General features: G+C 43.3%; 16 protein-coding genes, 1 tRNA gene and 1 pseudogene. 11 read left to right on the top strand and 7 right to left on the bottom strand.

What is annotated here, in order from left to right; genetic code table 11:
• Nucleotides 1-3: 3 nt before the first annotated feature.
• A complete protein-coding gene (locus tag H8744_RS18120; RefSeq protein ID WP_369411084.1) occupies nucleotides 4-1269 on the top strand; it encodes an outer membrane beta-barrel protein in 1266 nt (421 codons plus the stop codon).
• Between the two features lie 385 nt (nucleotides 1270-1654).
• On the opposite strand, the gene pflA is transcribed toward H8744_RS18120, so the two are convergent.
• Nucleotides 1655-2380, bottom strand: a complete 726-nt coding sequence (gene pflA / locus H8744_RS18115; protein ID WP_262436196.1) for a pyruvate formate-lyase-activating protein — start codon at nucleotides 2378-2380, stop codon at nucleotides 1655-1657.
• A 12-nt stretch (nucleotides 2381-2392) separates the two neighbouring features.
• Nucleotides 2393-4621 carry a formate C-acetyltransferase gene (gene pflB, locus H8744_RS18110; protein ID WP_262436195.1) on the bottom strand — a complete coding sequence of 743 codons (2229 nt, stop codon included), beginning with the start codon at nucleotides 4619-4621 and terminating at the stop codon, nucleotides 2393-2395.
• Nucleotides 4622-4862: 241 nt separating this feature from the next.
• Between pflB and H8744_RS18105 the strand changes: the two genes are divergently transcribed.
• The 4 genes from H8744_RS18105 to H8744_RS18090 all read left to right on the top strand — a co-directional run bounded on the left by H8744_RS18105 (nucleotide 4863) and on the right by H8744_RS18090 (nucleotide 7093).
• Nucleotides 4863-4947: transfer RNA gene (locus H8744_RS18105), tRNA-Ser, on the top strand.
• Nucleotides 4948-5206: 259 nt separating this feature from the next.
• Nucleotides 5207-5953 (top strand): class I SAM-dependent methyltransferase, encoded by a 747-nt coding sequence (locus H8744_RS18100; RefSeq protein ID WP_262436194.1) that lies wholly within the window; start codon nucleotides 5207-5209, stop codon nucleotides 5951-5953.
• 1 nt (nucleotide 5954) lies between these two features.
• Nucleotides 5955-6539 (top strand): GNAT family N-acetyltransferase, encoded by a 585-nt coding sequence (locus H8744_RS18095; protein ID WP_262436193.1) that lies wholly within the window; start codon nucleotides 5955-5957, stop codon nucleotides 6537-6539.
• 38 nt (nucleotides 6540-6577) lie between these two features.
• A complete protein-coding gene (locus tag H8744_RS18090; RefSeq protein WP_262436192.1) occupies nucleotides 6578-7093 on the top strand; it encodes a P-loop NTPase family protein in 516 nt (171 codons plus the stop codon).
• A gap of 49 nt (nucleotides 7094-7142) precedes the next feature.
• Here the strand turns inward: H8744_RS18090 and H8744_RS18085 are convergent.
• A pseudogene (locus H8744_RS18085) lies at nucleotides 7143-7283 on the bottom strand (IS3 family transposase); the annotation flags it as partial.
• 164 nt (nucleotides 7284-7447) lie between these two features.
• Between H8744_RS18085 and H8744_RS18080 the strand changes: the two are divergent.
• Entirely contained in the window at nucleotides 7448-7774 is a 327-nt protein-coding gene (locus tag H8744_RS18080) for a thioredoxin family protein (RefSeq protein WP_262436191.1), read from the top strand.
• A 297-nt stretch (nucleotides 7775-8071) separates the two neighbouring features.
• On the opposite strand, the gene H8744_RS18075 is transcribed toward H8744_RS18080, so the two are convergent.
• The 4 genes from H8744_RS18075 to H8744_RS18060 all read right to left on the bottom strand — a co-directional run bounded on the left by H8744_RS18075 (nucleotide 8072) and on the right by H8744_RS18060 (nucleotide 13188).
• Entirely contained in the window at nucleotides 8072-8548 is a 477-nt protein-coding gene (locus H8744_RS18075; protein ID WP_262436190.1) for a copper resistance protein NlpE N-terminal domain-containing protein, read from the bottom strand.
• Nucleotides 8549-8589: 41 nt separating this feature from the next.
• Nucleotides 8590-9879 carry a hemolysin family protein gene (locus H8744_RS18070; protein ID WP_262436189.1) on the bottom strand — a complete coding sequence of 430 codons (1290 nt, stop codon included), beginning with the start codon at nucleotides 9877-9879 and terminating at the stop codon, nucleotides 8590-8592.
• A gap of 90 nt (nucleotides 9880-9969) precedes the next feature.
• Nucleotides 9970-10764, bottom strand: coding sequence for a M48 family metallopeptidase (locus H8744_RS18065; RefSeq protein ID WP_262436188.1), 795 nt, complete (start codon nucleotides 10762-10764; stop codon nucleotides 9970-9972).
• Between the two features lie 48 nt (nucleotides 10765-10812).
• The gene (locus tag H8744_RS18060) at nucleotides 10813-13188 is read right to left on the bottom strand and encodes a TonB-dependent receptor (protein ID WP_262436187.1); all 2376 of its coding nucleotides are present in this window, start codon (nucleotides 13186-13188) and stop codon (nucleotides 10813-10815) included.
• 104 nt (nucleotides 13189-13292) lie between these two features.
• Here H8744_RS18060 and H8744_RS18055 point away from each other — a divergent pair, with 104 nt between their 5' ends.
• The 5 genes from H8744_RS18055 to H8744_RS18035 all read left to right on the top strand — a co-directional run bounded on the left by H8744_RS18055 (nucleotide 13293) and on the right by H8744_RS18035 (nucleotide 18667).
• Nucleotides 13293-14108 carry an alpha/beta hydrolase gene (locus tag H8744_RS18055; RefSeq protein WP_262436186.1) on the top strand — a complete coding sequence of 272 codons (816 nt, stop codon included), beginning with the start codon at nucleotides 13293-13295 and terminating at the stop codon, nucleotides 14106-14108.
• A gap of 331 nt (nucleotides 14109-14439) precedes the next feature.
• The gene (locus tag H8744_RS18050) at nucleotides 14440-14634 is read left to right on the top strand and encodes a hypothetical protein (RefSeq protein WP_262436185.1); all 195 of its coding nucleotides are present in this window, start codon (nucleotides 14440-14442) and stop codon (nucleotides 14632-14634) included.
• A gap of 567 nt (nucleotides 14635-15201) precedes the next feature.
• Nucleotides 15202-15933 carry a hypothetical protein gene (locus tag H8744_RS18045; protein WP_262436184.1) on the top strand — a complete coding sequence of 244 codons (732 nt, stop codon included), beginning with the start codon at nucleotides 15202-15204 and terminating at the stop codon, nucleotides 15931-15933.
• A 4-nt stretch (nucleotides 15934-15937) separates the two neighbouring features.
• A complete protein-coding gene (locus H8744_RS18040) occupies nucleotides 15938-17137 on the top strand; it encodes a tyrosine-type recombinase/integrase (RefSeq protein ID WP_262436183.1) in 1200 nt (399 codons plus the stop codon).
• Nucleotides 17138-17395: 258 nt separating this feature from the next.
• The gene (locus tag H8744_RS18035; protein WP_262436058.1) at nucleotides 17396-18667 is read left to right on the top strand and encodes a DUF3575 domain-containing protein; all 1272 of its coding nucleotides are present in this window, start codon (nucleotides 17396-17398) and stop codon (nucleotides 18665-18667) included.
• Nucleotides 18668-18674 lie beyond the last annotated feature (7 nt).

Genomic DNA, 18674 nt, shown 5'->3' with positions numbered 1-18674 from the left:
AATATAAAAGATAAAGAACAGTGGATGGACAAGCTGAAGGAGAAGTTAGAGAACTACTCCGAGCCTGTACCCACTTTCGGTTGGGAACAGCTGGAAAAGGAGCTGGTATCCCCTGCTGAGAAACGGATTATATATCCATACCGTAGATGGGTAGCAGTAGCAGCGGTAGCGATATTGCTGATTGCTTCGTCCGTAAGTGTTTATTTCCTTAATAGCCCTGTGGCAGATGAAATACGCTATGCGGTAGTCCCTGAATTGCCTGCCGAACCCGATCACTTGCCGTTGACAGCTAAACCGAATATGGAAGTTCCTGAAGTGGAACCTGTAAAAGAGATGCGTCCTATAGTAGCTGTAGTCAGAAAAAATACGAAGAGAGCGGCTCTCGAACCCTCGGTACTTGATGGAACCACGCTGTCTGATGAGGAGAAAGGAGAACACGAAGTTGTTGGAGAAACTGTGGTTCCCCCTAAGGAAAAGAAAGAAACCGTTGAAGAAGCAAAAACGGAAACTAAGGACGAACGTGCCACAGTACGCCCGCGTAGACCTTCAGGTAAAGATAAATTGCATTTGCCGGTAGGGAAACCTGTAAGGGAAAAAGGTCGTTGGTCGGTAGGTGCAGCCGTTGGTAATGCAGGAGGTAGGATGGATTCTGAAAACCCTAAAAGTAATATGAACGGTCAGGAAAATGGGGCACGAATTAATCTGGCATCCGATCAGGAAGACGGAACGATCCGTATCCCTTCCGATCAGATGGTCGTTTTTAAAGAAGGTGTGCCCTATCTGCAGAATGCAAATGATATAGTGGACATTAAGCATCGTCAGCCGATTGCTTTCGGCCTGTCTGTACGCAAAGAGTTGCCTAAAGGCTTTTCGGTGGAGACGGGAGTGACATATACATTACTGTCCTCGGATGTGAAAATGGTGGGGAACACTGCTGAAATAAACCAGAAGCTGCATTACATAGGCATTCCTCTTCGTGCTAATTGGAATTTTCTGGATAAAAATCGTTTTACGCTGTATGTGGCTGCCGGAGGAATGATAGAGAAATGTGTTTATGGAAAAAGAGGCAAGGATAAGTTGACGATAGATCCGTTACAGTTCTCAGTATCAGGTGCTGTGGGTGCGCAATTTAATGCAACGAAGCATGTCGGTATCTACGTGGAACCGGGTGTTGCTTATTTCTTTGATGATGGCTCGGATATCCAAACGATTCGTAAGGAGACACCTTGTAACTTTAATATTCAAGGGGGAATTCGTTTTACTTATTGAAAAATCTGTCAAGAGCAGATTTATTAATTATTAACGTCTGCTGCTTTCGGTTGACGGCTTGTTGCTAAATTATATTTTGGGCACCGAGGAAGGATGGTCTCATCACCGATGAACCTGGCTTTCCTCACCGATGAAGATACCCTTCCTCACCGATGAAGATTTTCTTCCTCACCGGGGGAAAATATATAAATAAATCATATTCCCCTTTTTGACTGCTTTAAGAATGGATTGTTAATAAAAAAGGAGAAAGCCATGGCTTTCTCCTTTTTGTGTAGTTTAACTGAAACTATTTTATGATTACGTCCGTAAAGATACTGCTTTAAAAAGTGAAAGTCAAGCTTTTCTGCATATATTTGTGTTTAAAAAGCTTCCCTTTTTTATGTTCTCAATTGACTTGCACTGTTTTGAAATACTCTTTGAACAGTTTGGCTGCTTGCTCAAGCTGTTCGGGTGTATTTTCTTTCACCCCTTTAAGCAGATAATCCTGTCCCATGGCATCATATTTATGTACACCCAATGTGTGATAAGGGAGTATTTCCACTTTTTGGATCATCCGGTATTTCCCTAATTGCTCACCTAATCCGCGGATATCCGTTTCAAAATCACTATATCCCGGTACGAGAACGTATCGTAACCAAAATGGTAGGTGGTTCTCTTCCATCCATTCGGCTGTGCGTAAGGTCTGTTCATTGCTTCTTCCCGTCAGCTTCTGATGGTGTATGGGATTGAATTCTTTAATGTCCAACAATACCAGATCTGTCAATTTCAGCAATTCCTCCACCTGCTCGTTCCATAGTCCGCCATTGCTGTCCAAGCAGATATGTATATTTTCTTCTTTCAGCCTGCGGAATAAAGGTAGTAATGCTTCTGCTTGCAATGTCGGTTCTCCTCCCGAAAACGTGATCCCCCCTCGTTTGCCGAAGAAAGGTTTTTGGCTGACTGCCATGCGTACAATCTCTTCCGGATCGGTAAGTGTTCCCCCTTTCGTGGTGATCGTATCCGGATTGGCGCAATACAAGCATCTAAAATTGCATCCTTGAAGAAAAACAACGAGCCGGAGTCCCGGCCCGTCGAATGTTCCCATACTTTCGTATGAATGTACTTTTATCATTTTACAAACAAATTACATACGTTCGTGGAAACTGCGAGAGATTACTTCCAATTGATGTTCACGGCTCAATTTGATGAAATTGACCGCATAGCCTGACACACGTATGGTCAGTTGCGGATATTTCTCAGGATGTTCCATGGCATCTTCCAGCATTTCACGGTTCAGGACATTCACGTTCAGATGGTGCGCTCCTTTTGTGAAGTATCCGTCCATCATCGTCACCAAGTTCTCAATGCGGTCTTCCAGAGTTGCACCCAGTGATTTCGGCACGATGGAGAAAGTATTGCTGATGCCGTCCTGTGAATCACGGTACCGCAGTTTGGCTACCGAACTCAGCGAGGCGATTGCACCGTTCTTATCACGTCCATGCATCGGATTTGCGCCCGGAGCAAAAGCAACACCTTTGGCACGTCCGTCAGGAGTAGCACCGGTCTTTTTGCCATACATCACGTTGGAAGTGATCGTCAGCAACGAAAGTGTGGGACGGGCATTCTTGTAAACAGGTAATTTCTTCAGTTCCTCACTGAAATAATACACTAAGTCGACTCCCAGATGGTCCACTTTGTCATTATCGTTGCCGAAACATGGAAATTCTCCATCAATATCGAAACCTTCCGTCAGTCCGATTTCATTGCGTCGAGCTTTTACTTTTGCATATTTGATGGCGGACAGTGAGTCGAGTGCGATAGAAAGCCCTGCAACTCCATAAGCCAGGTTGATGCGAGGATCGGTATCTACAAATGCCATTTGAGCCTTTTCGTAATAATACTTATCGTGCATATAGTGGATGATATTCATGGCATCATTGTATACCCGGGCTATCTGTGTCAGCACTTTCTTGTAATTGTTCATTACTTCTTCAAAATTCAGAACATCGTTTGTCAACACGGGGATATCTTTTACCATTACCGTACCGGTGTTTTCACAGCGTCCGCCATTGATAGCAAGCAGCAATGCCTTGGCCAGGTTGCAACGTGCCCCGAAGAATTGTATTTGCTTTCCGATTTCCTGATAGGATACACAACAAGCGATGCCGTAATCATCCGATTGGCGTACTTCACGCATCAAATCATCGTTTTCGTACTGGACGGAAGAAGTGTCAATCGATACTTTTGCACAGAACTCTTTGAAACCTTCGGGCAGGTCGGGGCTCCAAAGTACTGTCATGTTTGGTTCCGGTGATGGTCCCAGATTATACAGTGTTTGTAAGAAGCGGAAGGAAGTCTTTGTAACCTTTGTGCGACCATCATTGAAGCGTCCGCCAATAGATTCTGTAACCCATGTAGGATCGCCTGCAAAGATATCATTGTACGATTGCATACGCAGATGGCGTACCATCCGCAACTTTATGACAAACTGGTCGATCAGTTCCTGAGCAAAACTTTCATCTATATTTCCATGTGTCAGATCATATTCAATATATATATCAAGGAAAGACGAAACGTTACCCAACGACATGGCAGCACCGTCTTGTTCTTTCACGGCAGCCAGATAAGCCATATATACCCATTGGATGGCTTCTTGTGCAGTATAAGCCGGGCGACTGAGATCCAGACCATAATATTCGCCCATAACCTTTATATCTTTCAAGGCCTTGATTTGTTCGGCTACTTCTTCACGAAGTCTGATGCGGGCCTCTGTCATAGGTCCGGTCAAATGGTGTAAGTCTTCCTGTTTGGCTGCAATCAAACGGTCGATGCCGTAAAGGGCCAAACGGCGGTAGTCACCGATGATACGTCCGCGAGCATAATTATCGGGTAGCCCGGTCAAGAATCCTAATGAACGGAACGAACGAATCTCTTCCGTGTATACATCGAATACACCGTCATTGTGGGTTTTACGGTAATGTGTGAAGATGTCTTTTACACGTTCGTCAACTTCAACACCGTTTTCATGACAAGCCTTTGCCACTACATTGATGCCACCAAACGGCTTGATTGCACGTTTCAGCAACTCGTCTGTCTGTAATCCGACAATCAGTTCATTTTCTTTATTAATATATCCGGCTTTATGAGAAGTGATGGTTGATACAGTCTTGTGGTCGAGAGAGCGTACCCCATTATTGGCTCTTTCTTCTTCAAGTGCTTTGAGGCAACAATTCCAAACCGCTTTCGTCCGTTCTGTAGGTCCTTGTAGAAAGGATGCATCCCCGTAATAAGGAGTGATGTTGTTACTAACGAAATCTCTTACGTTGATCTCCTTGCTCCAAAGTCCGTCTTTAAAGTTCTTATTCAATTCCATAAATTAATTGGTTAGTCATTGAGTTATCCATTCATCTTTAGAGCGCGCAAAGTTACAACCAATTTTCATATTATAAATATGAATATCCTCTATTTTATGTTTAAGAGCATAAAATACCTATTGATAGGGATGAAATGTATAATTTCATATCAACTTTTTTAGTGAAATATTTGCCGTATTAAAATCTCTTCGTATCTTTGCACCGCTTTTAACGAAAAGCTCTTCTTTGATAAGGAGTTTTGGAGAGGTGGCAGAGTGGTCGATTGCGGCGGTCTTGAAAACCGTTGTACTGCGAGGTACCCGGGGTTCGAATCCCTGTCTCTCCGCGATAAAGGGTGTAAATCAAGCATTTGCAAGATTTACACCCTTTTTACACCCCAAATTTTGATCCCTGTTTTGGACTTCCTAATATATTATCGAAGTGTTGTGCGGTCTGCAAGCATGAAATAATTCTAACAAATATTCTTTTTAATATAGAATCATCAAATTCATTCTATATTGTTGTTGAATACATTACAATTGTTTAATTTTATAGCCCCAATAAAAAATTGCCAATTAAGCTGTTTATGTAAAATAAGAAATATAATGAATATAAAGAATTACTATGGTAGCCTGTGTACAGAAATGTATGAAATCCTGCATGATAAAGCACCGCAAGACGAATTGGATTTTTACCTTTCATATGCAGGAAAAAATAAAAAAATCTTAGAAATAATGTGTGGAAGCGGTCGCTTCCTTGTCCCGTTTCTGGAACATGGATATGACATTCGTGGGATTGATTTTTCAGTTGAGATGCTTGAAAAGCTGAAACAAAAAGCTCCTGAAGCTGATGTGGAGTATGCTGATTTCGCAGAATATACGACCGATGAACAATTTGACTATATATTTATTTCTTCCGGGTCAGTATCATTATTTACAGATATGATTCTTTGCCAAAAGATCTTGAAGAAAATAAAAGGCATGTTAACCCCCGCAGGACAGTTTGTCTTTGCGGTAGATACTATTGCGGATAAATGTCAGGACAATGATGATTATGAAATGTCTGTCTCTGTAAAAATGAAAAATGGCCTTGATCTGGTCTTGAAGACTAAAAACTATTTTGATGTACAAAGACAGATACAGTTTTCACCGGGAATATATGAACTTTATGATGGGGGAAGACTGCTGAAAAGTGAATATATGGACTTCCAGACCCATCTTTATAAGTTCGGTGAAATGGAAGGTTATTTGAGAGAAGCCGGATTTGCGGAAATCAGTACCTATTCCTCTTTTGAAAAGGAAACAGCCATTAATGATTGTTGTGAAATGTTTTTGTTTGAATGTAAGTTATAATATGAACACCCCTACACTTGAAACAGGACGCTTGATTTTGAGGAAATTTACAGAATATGATTTAGAGGCGCTTTTCCTCATTCTCAAAGACGAAGAAGTCAACAGATTTTTGCCCTGGTATCCTATAAAGGACCTTGAAGAAACGAAAAAGTTTTATGAAGAACGATATGCTTCAAAATATGCACAGCCGCAGGCATATGCGTATGCAATCTGTTTGAAAGAGGATAACTATCCCATCGGCTATATCAAAGTCGATATGGAGGAACATCACGATTTTGGTTACGGATTACGTAAAGAATTTTGGCATAAAGGCATTGTTTCGGAGGCTGGCAAGGCTGTTGTCGAACAGGTAAAGAATGATGGATTGCCGTACATTACTGCCACACATGACAGGAACAACCCAAGAAGCGGTAACGTAATGCGGGCTTGCGGAATGAAATACTGTTACACATATCAGGAATTGTGGCAACCTAAAAACTTTTTAGTTGAATTTCGGTTGTATCAGCTGAATTTCACTAAAGAAGATAACTGGATGTATAAAGAATACTGGGATAAATATCCGATTCATTTTATTGAAAAGTTGTAGCCCTATAGGATAGTGGGCTATTTTTCGCTATATTAGTTATGATTATTTTGATTGCTGGTGACACGCATACGGGAAAAACCTTGCTTGCACAAAGACTGTTGGAGAAATACAAATATCCCTATCTGTCAATAGACCATCTGAAAATGGGGCTTATCAGGAGCGGACGGACAAGTCTGTCGCCAGAAAGCCCGGATTCAGTCCTGACAGATTTTCTGTGGCCTGTTGTACGGGAAATCATAAAGACCTGCGTTGAAAACGGACAGAACCTGATTGTGGAAGGATGCTATATACCGTTTGGCTGGGAAAAAGACTTTGCGGATGATTATCTGCGGAATATAAAATACATTTGTTTGATATTCAGTGAAAAATATATAAGACAGCACTTTGCGGACATTGCAAAAAACGAAAGTGTAATAGAGAAAAGGCTGTCTACAGACATTGTTGCCGATGACATGATTAAGTCCAACGTATATAATCTGGAACAATGCAAATTGAGAAGCTACAACTATGTTCTTATTGATGACGTATATCAAATAAATACGGATATAAAATAAGCACCCCAGTAACCTGAAGTGCCCCCCAAAAAGTTGGACTGGTTAAACATTATCCAATTATAGCAAGAGTTCGGTATTTTACCGGACTCTTTCCTTTTAACCGGTATTTTATTCTTTTATTGTTATAGTAGTCTATATATTTATCTAAAGCCTTTATGAAGGCTTTAGGCGATTCAAACTTTTCGGCATAAAGCAGTTCGTTCTATAGTAGAAACAAATTTGTATCATAAATTAGTTGAAGTGGCGAAAAGCTGAGCTTTCAGTTTAATCTATGTTTATTCTCAAACATTCGATAAACCTTCTAACGACTCGTATTGTTTGTAGTGAAATTATTCATTTAAAGACGAAAATAATATGGACGAAAAGAAGAAAGCTCGTGAAGGGAGAAACAAAGAGAAACTTACTCAAGGTGATTGGGTAATGGCTGAATTTTATGCAACATGGTGTCCCCATTGCCAACGTATGCATCCTGTTGTTGAAGAGTTTAAGAAGATGATGGAAGGAACACTTGAAGTGGTAGAAGTGGATGTGGATCAGGAAAGCGCTCTTGCTGATTTTTATACGATAGAAAGTACACCTACCTTTATATTATTAAGAAAAGGCGAACAATTGTGGAGACAATCCGGTGAATTGTCCCTGGAAAGACTAGAAAGGGCAGTAAAGGAATTTAAAAATGAATGATAATATGTACTTTCTGCAAAAGTAATATTTAAATATGATATGGCTTCATTGATCATTAGTCAATGAAGCCTTTATTGTATATTTTCTTCGTTATTAAAGTACGTTCTTTTGGCCCTTAAAATAAGTATTTCCTGAACATAAAGTATCTATTTTAAGATATCGTTAAAATACTAATCTATTAAGGTATAAAAATAGTCGTTGTCTATATAGCTATTTAGAGTACGTCACATAACAAATAAGGCAAAAAAATAGGAGCTGCTTTAAAAGCAACTCCCATCTCTTCGGGATAAATTCCTTTTATTTAACTCTTATGATGTCATAATTCAAATTGCTTACAGCTTCCTGAAGACTATCGTTGGTCAAGGTCAAAGTAGTATCATTAGCTATGATGAAATATACAGGTTCACTACCGTCACTAGGATTCAACTTAATAGCTTTTTTCGGTTGGTTCTTTACGGTCTTTTGAATCATCTGCGGCTTGCCTTTGGAAGTAAAAGTCTTATCTTTCCCTTTACCGTCTGCATCCAGATAAGTCATGTCCAAAGTATAGACAGTATCCACTGGATTCGCCTGCATGTTCAGAGTCAGGATGTAACGTATGCCCGGGCCGTCGGCAGCTGGGAGAACACCTTCATAAACAGCTGTTTCGTCTACAGTGGGTGTTAATGCCTCAATAGCGAGGCTGTCTGCTTCAGCTTCTGCGGCTTTGTTTGCTTTTGATTGGCAAGATGCCAGTGCAGCTACAAGTGCTGCCAACATAATTACTTTTTTCATTGCTAAGTGCTTTAAGTTAATATAATAAGTGAGTTGCTTAATTACTCTTTCTCATTTTTACGTATGACAAGCAGCTTATCAACTCTTCCACGATCCATGTCCACTACTTCGAATTGCAGGTTCTTGTAGGTGAAGATATCTCCCGCTTTAGGAATGCGTCCTATGAGGAACATTGCCAATCCGCCCAACGTAGTGAAGTCTTCAGAATCTATATCGTCGTAAGAAAGGATACCCATTTCTTCCATAAAGTCACCGATGTTCATCGAGGCTTCTACCAACAGCGAACCGTCTTGTCTGCGGACTATTTCTTCTTCTTCCGTATCATCTTCTTCAAGGATATCTCCAAAGATGCTTTCGGTAAGGTCGTGAAGGGTTATGATACCTTCTGTACTGCCATACTCGTTAACAACAACTGCGAACTTGTTTTTGTTCTTCTTGAATAGCTCTAAAACTTTCTTTGCGTATAAACTTTCAGGAATGAACAAGGCAGGACGTGCGATTTTTCGTAAATTAAACTCTTGGTTTGAGCCTACCATCAGGATAATATCCTTGACGGTTACTACCCCGATGATTTCATCTTTACTCTCGTTCACCAACAGATATTTGCTGAAGTGTTTATCATCGATGGTATGCAAAACCTCTTCTTTACTGTCGGAAGGATGAAGTACCACCAAGTCGCGGCGGTGAGTCATCAGTTCATTGGCACGCTTGTCAGCAAAACGGAAAACGTCTTTCAGCATTTCTGTTTCTTCTTTGTCTATCACTCCCTGTTCGGAACTTTGATGAAGTATCATTTTCAGTTCTTCTTGAGTCATTAACCGTTCTTCGCTTTTCAGACCAATGAGTTTGTTCAACAAGCGGGTGGAGATACTAAGCAACCAGACAAAAGGATAGGACACCTTTGTCAGCAATATCATGATAGGGCTCAACAGAGTGGCATAACGTTCGGGATTACTCAAAGCAATGGACTTTGGAACCAATTCACCTATAATGAGTGAAAGATAAGTAATGGCAGCTACTGTAGTAATCATTGCCAAATTCTTTGCATAAGCTTCCAGTCCGGGAATCATGGCGAAAAGAGGTGTCACATCATCGGCAATGGCAACACCTCCGAAGGCACCCGATACAATACCAATCAGCGTAATACCTATCTGTATGGTGGAAAGGAACTTTTCAGGTTCTTCCAATTGTCTAAGTACTCCGCGTGCTGACTTGTTCCCTTTGCTTGCCAAGGTTTCAAGACGTGCTTTGCTGGAAGAGACTAAGGCAATTTCATACATGGCAAAGATGCCGTTAAGGACGAGTAAAAGTAGAATGATTATAAATTCCATAAATTTATATGAATAGTTTCTGCCCCGAAAATTACACCAATCTGTTGGAATAATATTAACATCAAAGTTATATTAATGAATCTTTAACTTTTATTTCTTTGTATATTCGTCCGCTTTGGCTTTCATGCGTGCTACTCGCTTTTCCGTTTCGGGATGCGAGGAGAACAACTGGCGGAACTTTGATGACTTCGGAGCATCTTCGGATAGTTTTAACAATTTATTCAAGGCATTGTACATTGCATATGGGTCGATATTGTTTTTAATGCAGAATTCGAAACCATAATCATCGGCTTCATTCTCTTGCTTTTGTGAGAATTGGGCTCCGGCAAGGGATTCGGCCAAAGCACCGAGATCGGAATCCGTTAATTTGGCTACCGTTTCATTTGCAGCACCCGCTGCATTCTTTGCTGCAGAACGGAGGTAGGCACTTTTCATCGCATCTTTGGAATCTGTGTGAATGACATGCCCGATTTCATGACCTATTACAGACATTACTTCATCATCTGTCATCAGATCCATAAGACCTGCACAAATGCGTACACTACCGTCTCCACAAGCAAAAGCGTTTACATCAATCACTTCATAAACTCCGAAGTTTACTTTCAGCCCATCTACTTCTTTGATATTTCCGGTCAGTTTCTCAAGGCGTTTGCCGTATTCGCTGTCGGGTGCTGTCAGTGGGTTGTGTTGGTCCATCCATTGCATGTACTCTTTACTCATGGCTGCTACATCGGCATCGGACAGTGTGATGGCTTTTGCTGCATCGGCTCCTGCCTGCACTACTTTACCCACATTGATTTTCTTACCACCGATTTTAAATTGTGCGGATGCTGTGGTACTTAGTCCGCACATAAGTGCCATCATCAAAATAACTCTTTTTCTCATAATTGCTTTTAGTTTATAAATTATTATATCAATGTTGTTTCTTATGCGTTAGTATTCGAAAGTAATGCCGAGTGTCGGCATCAGCGTACCGCTTTTTTGTTCGATATACTTCATCTTGTAGCGTTGTTGAGCTTGAGGGGCGGTCGGATTTTCAATTTCTCCGGTACTCATCAGGATATCCGGTTGTTTGAAAGTGCTTTTTGTCACATTTTGCAAGTCAATATAGAATCCCAGCATGTAACGCTTGATATAGAATGTTTTGTCTACCCGCACATCTATCTGCCCGAAAGCCGGAAGCCGGCCGGTATTGTATTTACTATAGTCATAGTAAGGTCTGCCCTGTGCATTCCAAGCATTGACCAAAGAAGATTTTTCCACATCGTAAGGTGTATAAGGTGCGCCACCGATACAACTGACTTTCATCCCGAAACTCCAATGGTGAGGGAAATTATAGGTGCCGCTTAAATTGAATATATACTTGTTGTCCCATGCCGAGGCGATGTATTCACTTCTTTTGTCTTTCCTGTATTCGCTTTTGAAGAGTGTGAAGGAGGACGCCAGATTTAGCTTTTTGGCAATGAGCCATCTCAATAACACTTCTATACCATACGAACGTCCCTGTGCCGTGGAGGTAAGTTCTTCATTTCCTATCACGCCATAATCGTTTCCTTTACACGCTAACGGGATGCCATCTACGATGGAATAGGGAATGCGGTCGTATTCTTTATAGAATCCTTCCGCGGAAAGTTCGAAAGTGCTGCTCTTCCTCCAGCTTAGTCCGATACTTCCCTGGCTGACACTCATATAGCGTAACTGCTTGTTCACCAGTTCGCCATCATTGTTTTTAAAGCCCAGTCCGGTGTAAGGTGGCAGTTGGTAGTATAATCCTGCACTACCACTGGCATAAAGTCCTTCGATGAGTCGGTAGGATAGGGACAGACGGGGTGATAATTGTTCGGAGAGCTTGTTCATCCGAGAAGAATAATTGTTGGCATCGGCCCGTACCCCCAACGATGCTGTAAACTTTTCATCAGGCGATGCATAGCTCATGGTACCGAAGATGCCCCACCGTAATAACCCCAACGCTGTGCGGTAGTCGAATGTGTTCGCTTGTTGTATATACACCCTTTGGAGACTGGTATTGGTGTATTGGCTGTAATCAAGATTGAATCCGAGGTTTACTCTCCAAGCTCCGAAAGTTGAACTGTTTTCCAGTCGCAATTTTGTTTCCTGTTCGACAGAGCGCAACCGAAGCATCAGATTCTCTTCTGTAGATTCGTCATTATGCAAGTATTTGGTGTTCCGGTTGTTTAGATAGCTATGGCTGATGACAGCGGTCTGTACATGCGCATCGGCATAATGACGATATACGGCTCCCAATGTAAAGGTTTCCTGCTGAATTTTAGGGAGATAACTCAGGATATACTCTGCTTTCTCACCTTCCAGTTTGGTGTTGAGGCGCATGTTGTTGATTCCGGTGAGTCCCAGTACGGTCAATTCGTTTCGTTCGTTGAACCGGGTTTTCAGTTTGAATTGGGCATCGGTAAAGGTTGGCAGGAACGGAAGTCCTAACATGTCGAACAGGAATTGCAGGTAGGACTGACGTACAGATACCAGATAGGATGTTTTTCTCCCTAAGTGCCCGTTGGATGCGAGTGATACTTCCGAAGCACCGAGTGTAGCTTTCAATGAATTTCTTTCCATGTCGCCGTCACGCAATTTGAAGTCGAGTACGGAACTTAGCGAGTTGCCCCGATCGGCAGGAAAAGCACCCGTATAGAAGTTTACTTCCCGGATAAAGTCGGCATTGATAATGCCTACCGGCCCTCCTGATGCCCCCTGTGTACTGAAATGATTGATATTCGGTATCTCTACTCCATCCAGATAGAAACGGTTTTCGGAAGGAGACCCTCCTCTTACGATAAGGTCGTTGCGGTAACCTGCAGGTGAGAAGGCAACACCCGGATAAGACTGGACAACTCGGGAGATGTCTCTATTTGCTCCGGGACTTTTCTCTATTTCCTGTACACCGATGATACGTAACCCGACAGGACTTTCCAGGTCGCGCCGGAAAGGAGAGGCTGTTATGGTGACTCCTTGTAACTCGGTGGAGTTTTCTTCCATTTCAATATCTACATTTAGATTTTTTGTGGAGAGGATGTATTCGGAAGTAATCGTTGTCTTATAGCCTATGGCAGATGCCTGTAGGCGGTAAATACCGGGTGGAATGTCATCGATAATGAAATGTCCCACGGAGTCTGTGACGCTTCCTCGATCTGTCCCAATGATCAGTACATTGATGAATTCCAATGGTTGGCGGGTGCTTTTATCAATAACCACACCTTTTATCTGATGGGTAGGTTGTGCTGTCACCGAAGTGAATATACAGATGACAAGCATTGCGAATGCTAACAGTTCTTTCATGAGTTGGTTTTACTGTAATGAATAGATGTGCAAAATTAGTGAAAAAACATGTCTTATTGGATTTTTTCGGTAATTTTGTCCTCCAAAAACACATAATACAAGCCATGAAAAGAAAAACTTTATTGATTGCCAGCCTTTTGTTGCTGGTACTTTCGTCTTATGCTGCGAAGGTAGATACCTTGCTGGTGAAAAGTCCTTCGATGAATAAAGATATAAAAGTAATTGTCGTCACTCCTGATATAGCTATGGAAAGGAATGCGATCGCCTGTCCGGTAGTGTATTTGTTGCATGGTTTTGGAGGAAATGAAAAGAACTGGATTCAAGTGAAGCCTAACCTGCCGGAGATTGCAGATGAGAAAGGGATTATCTTTGTTTGTCCTGATGGCAGTAAAAGCTGGTATTGGGACAGCCCGATCAACAAGGACTGTCGTTATGAGACATTTGTCTCTTCGGAATTGATAGATTATATCGACGGACATTACAATACGATTGCCAACCGGAAAGGGCGTGCTATTACGGGACTGAGCATGGGCGGTCACGGTGCATTGTGGAATGCAATCCGTCATAAAGATGTGTTCGGAGCTGCCGGAAGTACCAGTGGAGGTGTCGATATCCGACCGTTCCCCCAGAACTGGGAAATGTCGAAACAATTAGGTGAAATGGCTGCAAATAAAAAAAGGTGGGATGACTATACGGTTATTAACCAGCTTGATAAGATAGAAAACGGGGATTTGGCATTAATTATCGACTGTGGCGAAGCGGACTTCTTCCTAGAGGTCAATAAAGATTTGCATAAGCGTTTATTGGGTAGGAAGATCGATCATGATTTCATTACTCGTCCTGGAGGGCATACCGGTGAGTATTGGAATAACTCAATTGATTACCAGATATTGTTTTTCAGCAAGTTCTTTATGAAATAAAGGGCACAATGCTTGATTCTTACAATTTTTTCCATTTCGTCATTCACTCATTTCCGAAGGCTTATCCGCAAAGGTAAACACAGCCTTTATATGAAAGCGGAAAGGTCGTGGCGGCAAGTTGTTTCGGTCAGGATCTTTCTTTTTCAGAGCATATGCAGCCCGAAGACCTTTTCTCCTTTCAATATTGTATTTGAAAACGCAGACTAGCAACGGAATGAGGGACTGACGAAAAGACAGGGAGTTATCCCAAGTCTTGGTATGTGCCTCTGCACTCCTGTTTCAATGCTTGCTCAATCTTGCTTCTCTTGTACAAGGCCTTATTGCCGAGAACATGGTACGGAAGTGTGCCGTTCCCCTGATACTCGCTCAAAGTTCTGCGTCTGTCTTCCACCTTGGTGACAACACGTTCCACGTCTTCAGGCAAATAATAGGTACGGCTACTGATTTTGGCATAGCAAGCATTCCATTATCACACAAGGTCTGCAATGTCCGCTTGCTGATTTTCAATTTCCGGCAGACATCTTAATGGGCAGACTATTCGATTGCTTTATTCTCACTTTTCAGGTGTGGCAGATTTGATACTCGCAGGATAAACTGCTCGATCTTGTTGGCAAATTCCTAGAAGACCTTTTTCTCAAAACAGATTATTTCCATTGCTTCTATATATTTATAATTACACATGTTTTTCGTTTCACGTCGCTAATATAATGCCCATTCGATCATTACTTCAAGCGTTTTGAATAAGTGGCAACTTGTTGTTTCGATTATGTTGGGGGTGAGCGATTCATAAACTCCCGTCTTTGTTCATACAGCAAATGAATACAAGAAAAACATACTGCCATAACATCGTCTACACATATCATATAGTGACATCACGTTTCATTTCCGATATGACATGAAAACAGTTTAAACTATTATTTGTTGTGCGTAATGATTCATAGTTTGTATACATAGCATTGTAATCAAACTTATGTATAAATATATAAAGCGGCTCGCCAGGATGGACAACCGCTTGCCAAAAGAAGAAATAGCTGAAAGCCAAGAATGTTTGAGTTTCACATAGGATTCAAGATTTAACTTAAAAGCAACTATAATGAAAGAAAATATGGAACCCATCATTGTAATGTTAGATGAACTGCTGACCATCGGCAAGTGCCAACTGACACCGCGAACGGTCAATGCAAACATAGATATTACCCTTATCCAGGCATTGATTGAAAAAAGCAACAGGCAAGAGCATACCGCGACTAAATTGATGATGTTTACCGAAACCATAGCAGGTGACTTAAACGCTATCAACAACCAGATAGGAGAGATAATCCAGAGGGAACAACCGGATTTAGAGGAAATCAAAAAGTTGTTGGTACAGACTGCTCGGAAGATGGACGAGGCAAACATACAGCATAACATCAACGAGGTTAGACACTCTTTCGCTCTCGAAACTAAATGGGATTTGGCAATCGTCATCAGTATTGTTCTCCTTGTAGATTCGTTAATATCAGCACTCTATTTCGTGTCAAGACCGAACTATAAGCATACTGACAACGATCTGAAGTACCGCTACATCAAAATGAAAGGTGAAGTGTTGCCCGAACGGATGGTTACATTGAGGGACATTTTGGAACTCAATGGTAATAATGGGAAGATAAGCCAAATGCGTAAGGATGTGAAAACTTACGAGGAAGCACTGTGGAAGCAAACCGCCCTTAATGAGCAAGCACGCTTAAAAGAGCAGGCTGTAAAGGAGCAAGAGAACAAATCCCAATTTATTAAGGATAAGCAGGAACTGTCAAAGGATAACCCAAGCAAAAAATCAAAACCGTAAGTTTATGACAAGTATTAAAGTGAAATTTCGTCCCTCGGTTGTTGCGGGCAAGGAAGGGACAATCTACTACCAAATCGTCTACAAACGTGTAATCCGCCAGATAAGGACAAATTACCGTATTTTCAGGAAGGAATGGGATGAAAATAAATCGTGCGTGATTATTGCAAACAACAGCAGAGAGGCGTTTCTCTGTGACATTGGTGAGCGCATAACACGGGATGTGAGACGCTTAAATGTAATAACCGGCAGGCTGGAAAGTGATGAAACCGATTTTACAGCGGATGATATCGTGAAAAAATACCATGAGGCGGCAGATGACCAATCCTTCTTTCGTTTCATGGAGGAGGTCATTGCCCGTTTGGAACAGTTGGGCAAGACACGCACATCGGAGACCTACACATCGGCAATGGGCAGCTTCATGCGGTTTAGGGAAGGTCGGGATGTCTTCTTGGACGAGATCGATTCCGAACTGATGATGGAATACGAGGCTTGTCTGAAAAGACAGGGCGTTTCCTTGAACACCATATCTTTCTACAACCGCATCCTCCGTGCCACCTACAACCGTGCCGTGGAGAAAAGGCTGACCGGACAGCGTTACCCGTTTAAGGGTGTCTATACTGGTATGGAGAAGACCGTCAAGCGGGCCATACCGATTGAGGCGGTCAGGAAGATAAAGAAACTTGACCTGCCGTCCAAATCAGTATTGGATTTTGCAAGGGACATGTTTCTCTTCTCGTTCTATACCCGTGGCATGTCATTCGTGGATATGGCCTACCTGAAGAAGTCCGACCTGAAGAATGGCCTCCTGTCCTATCGCAGGAAGAAGACCGGACAGCAGCTGCAAATGAAGTGGGAGGCCTGCATGCAAGAGATCGTGAAGAGGCATCCCAATGTGACCACGGAATACCTGTTGCCGGTGATAACTGATCCGGCCGTCCCTGAAAGGAGGCAGTACGAGAATGCCCTGCACCTTGTCAACCGCAAGTTGAAGGAAGTGGCGGAGAGGGCCGGTCTTGCCGTACCGCTGACGATGTATGTCAGCAGGCATTCATGGGCAAGCATAGCCAGGCGCATGAACATCCCGCTGTCAATCATCAGCGAGGGGATGGGGCACGATTCGGAGACGACCACGCAGATCTATCTCGCCTCGCTCGACACTTCCGTGATAGACAGGGCGAACGAGCTAATCCTTAAGGATTTGTAGGGAATATTCAGTGCGGGCTGGGCTTCGGATTGCCTGACGGGACGCTTCAACTCCTTGAAAGAGACGTATTTGTCGCTGCAAAGGTATGCAAAATACTGTAAACTAAAAAGGATTGATCAAACTTTTTTGGGTTTGCTCTCCCTGAGGCATAACTTATTTAGCAAAAACACCGCAACGCCACCTGGGGGACTCTAATATACAGTGATGTACGTTTCGGTCCGTCTCTTTCAAGGAGACGGACTGAAAGGACATACAGATATGATAAAGAAATTGTTTCTCACGGCATTGGCATTCTATGGCGGCTGTCTGTCGGCACAGACCGTGCATGAGGTACGAGATTCCGTGAAGATATACTTCCGGCAGGGGAGGATAGACCTTGTCCCTTCCCTGAACGGCAACCAGTCCGTGCTGGACAGGATGGCGGACAGCCTGCGTGCGAGTTACGCCGACTCCGTTTATCGGTTGCAAAAGATCCTTGTCGTGGGTGGTGCCTCACCCGAGGGGAGTGTCAAACTCAACAGGTGGTTGTCCGAAAAGCGTGCCGGGGTGTTGTTCGACTACCTTTCACGCTACGGGACGTTGCCGGATTCATTGAAGATGACCGACTTTCTCGGACGTGACTGGGACGGTCTGGCCCGTCTGGTGGAGAATGATCCGGAAGTGCCTTACAGGGAGGAAACCCTGGCCCTGTTGCGTGAGATTGTCGGGGAGACGCAAGGGAACAGCGACATGAAAGGTGACCATTTGGGTCGGATGCGGCGGTTGCGCAGCGGTGTGCCTTATCATTACATGTATAAAAATCTTTTTCCCAAACTCCGCGCCTCGCAACTCTACCTGTGGTACGAGAAAGTATGCAACCCGGCAGCTCCCATACCCGCACCGAAAGCGGAAGTCATGCTCCCCCGGGTGGATACGGTTTTCGTGCATGACACCATCTATATCGCACAGTGTCCGCCCTGCAAGCCTTTCTACATCGATGTACGGACAAACATGCTCTATGGCGCACTGTTGGTACCGAATGTCGGGATCGAATTTTATCTTGGCAAGGCCTGGTCTTTTGCCGCAAACTGGATGTACGGCTGGTGGAAGAGAGACCGTCGCCATTGGTACTGGCGTGTCTACGGGGGTGACATCGCCGTGCGCAAATGGTTCGGCGGGGCTGCCAGGGAAAAACCGCTCACCGGCCACCACCTCGGCATTTACGGGCAGATATTCACCTACGACTTCGAGACGGGAGGCCGTGGTTACATGGGCGGCAGGCCCGGTGGCACACTTTGGGGCAGGATGAACTACGCTGCGGGCGTGGAATACGGCTACTCGCTTCCCGTCGCCCGGAGGCTGAACGTCGACTTCACCATCGGTGTGGGCTACTGGGGCGGAACCTACCACGAGTACAAGCCCGTGGACGACTGCTACGTGTGGCAGTCCACCAGACAGCGGCACTGGCTCGGGCCGACCAAGGCCGAAGTGTCGCTCGTCTGGCTTATCGGCTGTGGCAATTACAACGGGGAGAAAGGAGGGGGAAGATGAGACGGAA

Source organism: Jilunia laotingensis, from assembly GCF_014385165.1.
Lineage (GTDB): Bacteria > Bacteroidota > Bacteroidia > Bacteroidales > Bacteroidaceae > Bacteroides > Bacteroides laotingensis.
The sequence above is the reverse complement of the archived record's forward strand: the minus strand, read 5'-3'. Positions and strand labels throughout refer to the sequence as shown.

Excerpts from the sequence above, each read along its gene's own strand:
- pflA (WP_262436196.1), bottom strand. The coding sequence starts at position 2,380 with ATGATAAAAGTACATTCATACGAAAGTATGGGAACATTCGACGGGCCG.
- H8744_RS18065 (WP_262436188.1), bottom strand. The coding sequence starts at position 10,764 with ATGAGAAAAAGAGTTATTTTGATGATGGCACTTATGTGCGGACTAAGT.
- H8744_RS18080 (WP_262436191.1), top strand. The coding sequence starts at position 7,448 with ATGGACGAAAAGAAGAAAGCTCGTGAAGGGAGAAACAAAGAGAAACTT.
- pflB (WP_262436195.1), bottom strand. The coding sequence starts at position 4,621 with ATGGAATTGAATAAGAACTTTAAAGACGGACTTTGGAGCAAGGAGATC.
- H8744_RS18090 (WP_262436192.1), top strand. The coding sequence starts at position 6,578 with ATGATTATTTTGATTGCTGGTGACACGCATACGGGAAAAACCTTGCTT.
- H8744_RS18060 (WP_262436187.1), bottom strand. The coding sequence starts at position 13,188 with ATGAAAGAACTGTTAGCATTCGCAATGCTTGTCATCTGTATATTCACT.
- H8744_RS18095 (WP_262436193.1), top strand. The coding sequence starts at position 5,955 with ATGAACACCCCTACACTTGAAACAGGACGCTTGATTTTGAGGAAATTT.
- H8744_RS18045 (WP_262436184.1), top strand. The coding sequence starts at position 15,202 with ATGAAAGAAAATATGGAACCCATCATTGTAATGTTAGATGAACTGCTG.
- H8744_RS18055 (WP_262436186.1), top strand. The coding sequence starts at position 13,293 with ATGAAAAGAAAAACTTTATTGATTGCCAGCCTTTTGTTGCTGGTACTT.
- H8744_RS18100 (WP_262436194.1), top strand. The coding sequence starts at position 5,207 with ATGAATATAAAGAATTACTATGGTAGCCTGTGTACAGAAATGTATGAA.
- H8744_RS18035 (WP_262436058.1), top strand. The coding sequence starts at position 17,396 with ATGATAAAGAAATTGTTTCTCACGGCATTGGCATTCTATGGCGGCTGT.
- H8744_RS18050 (WP_262436185.1), top strand. The coding sequence starts at position 14,440 with ATGGTACGGAAGTGTGCCGTTCCCCTGATACTCGCTCAAAGTTCTGCG.
- H8744_RS18040 (WP_262436183.1), top strand. The coding sequence starts at position 15,938 with ATGACAAGTATTAAAGTGAAATTTCGTCCCTCGGTTGTTGCGGGCAAG.
- H8744_RS18070 (WP_262436189.1), bottom strand. The coding sequence starts at position 9,879 with ATGGAATTTATAATCATTCTACTTTTACTCGTCCTTAACGGCATCTTT.
- H8744_RS18075 (WP_262436190.1), bottom strand. The coding sequence starts at position 8,548 with ATGAAAAAAGTAATTATGTTGGCAGCACTTGTAGCTGCACTGGCATCT.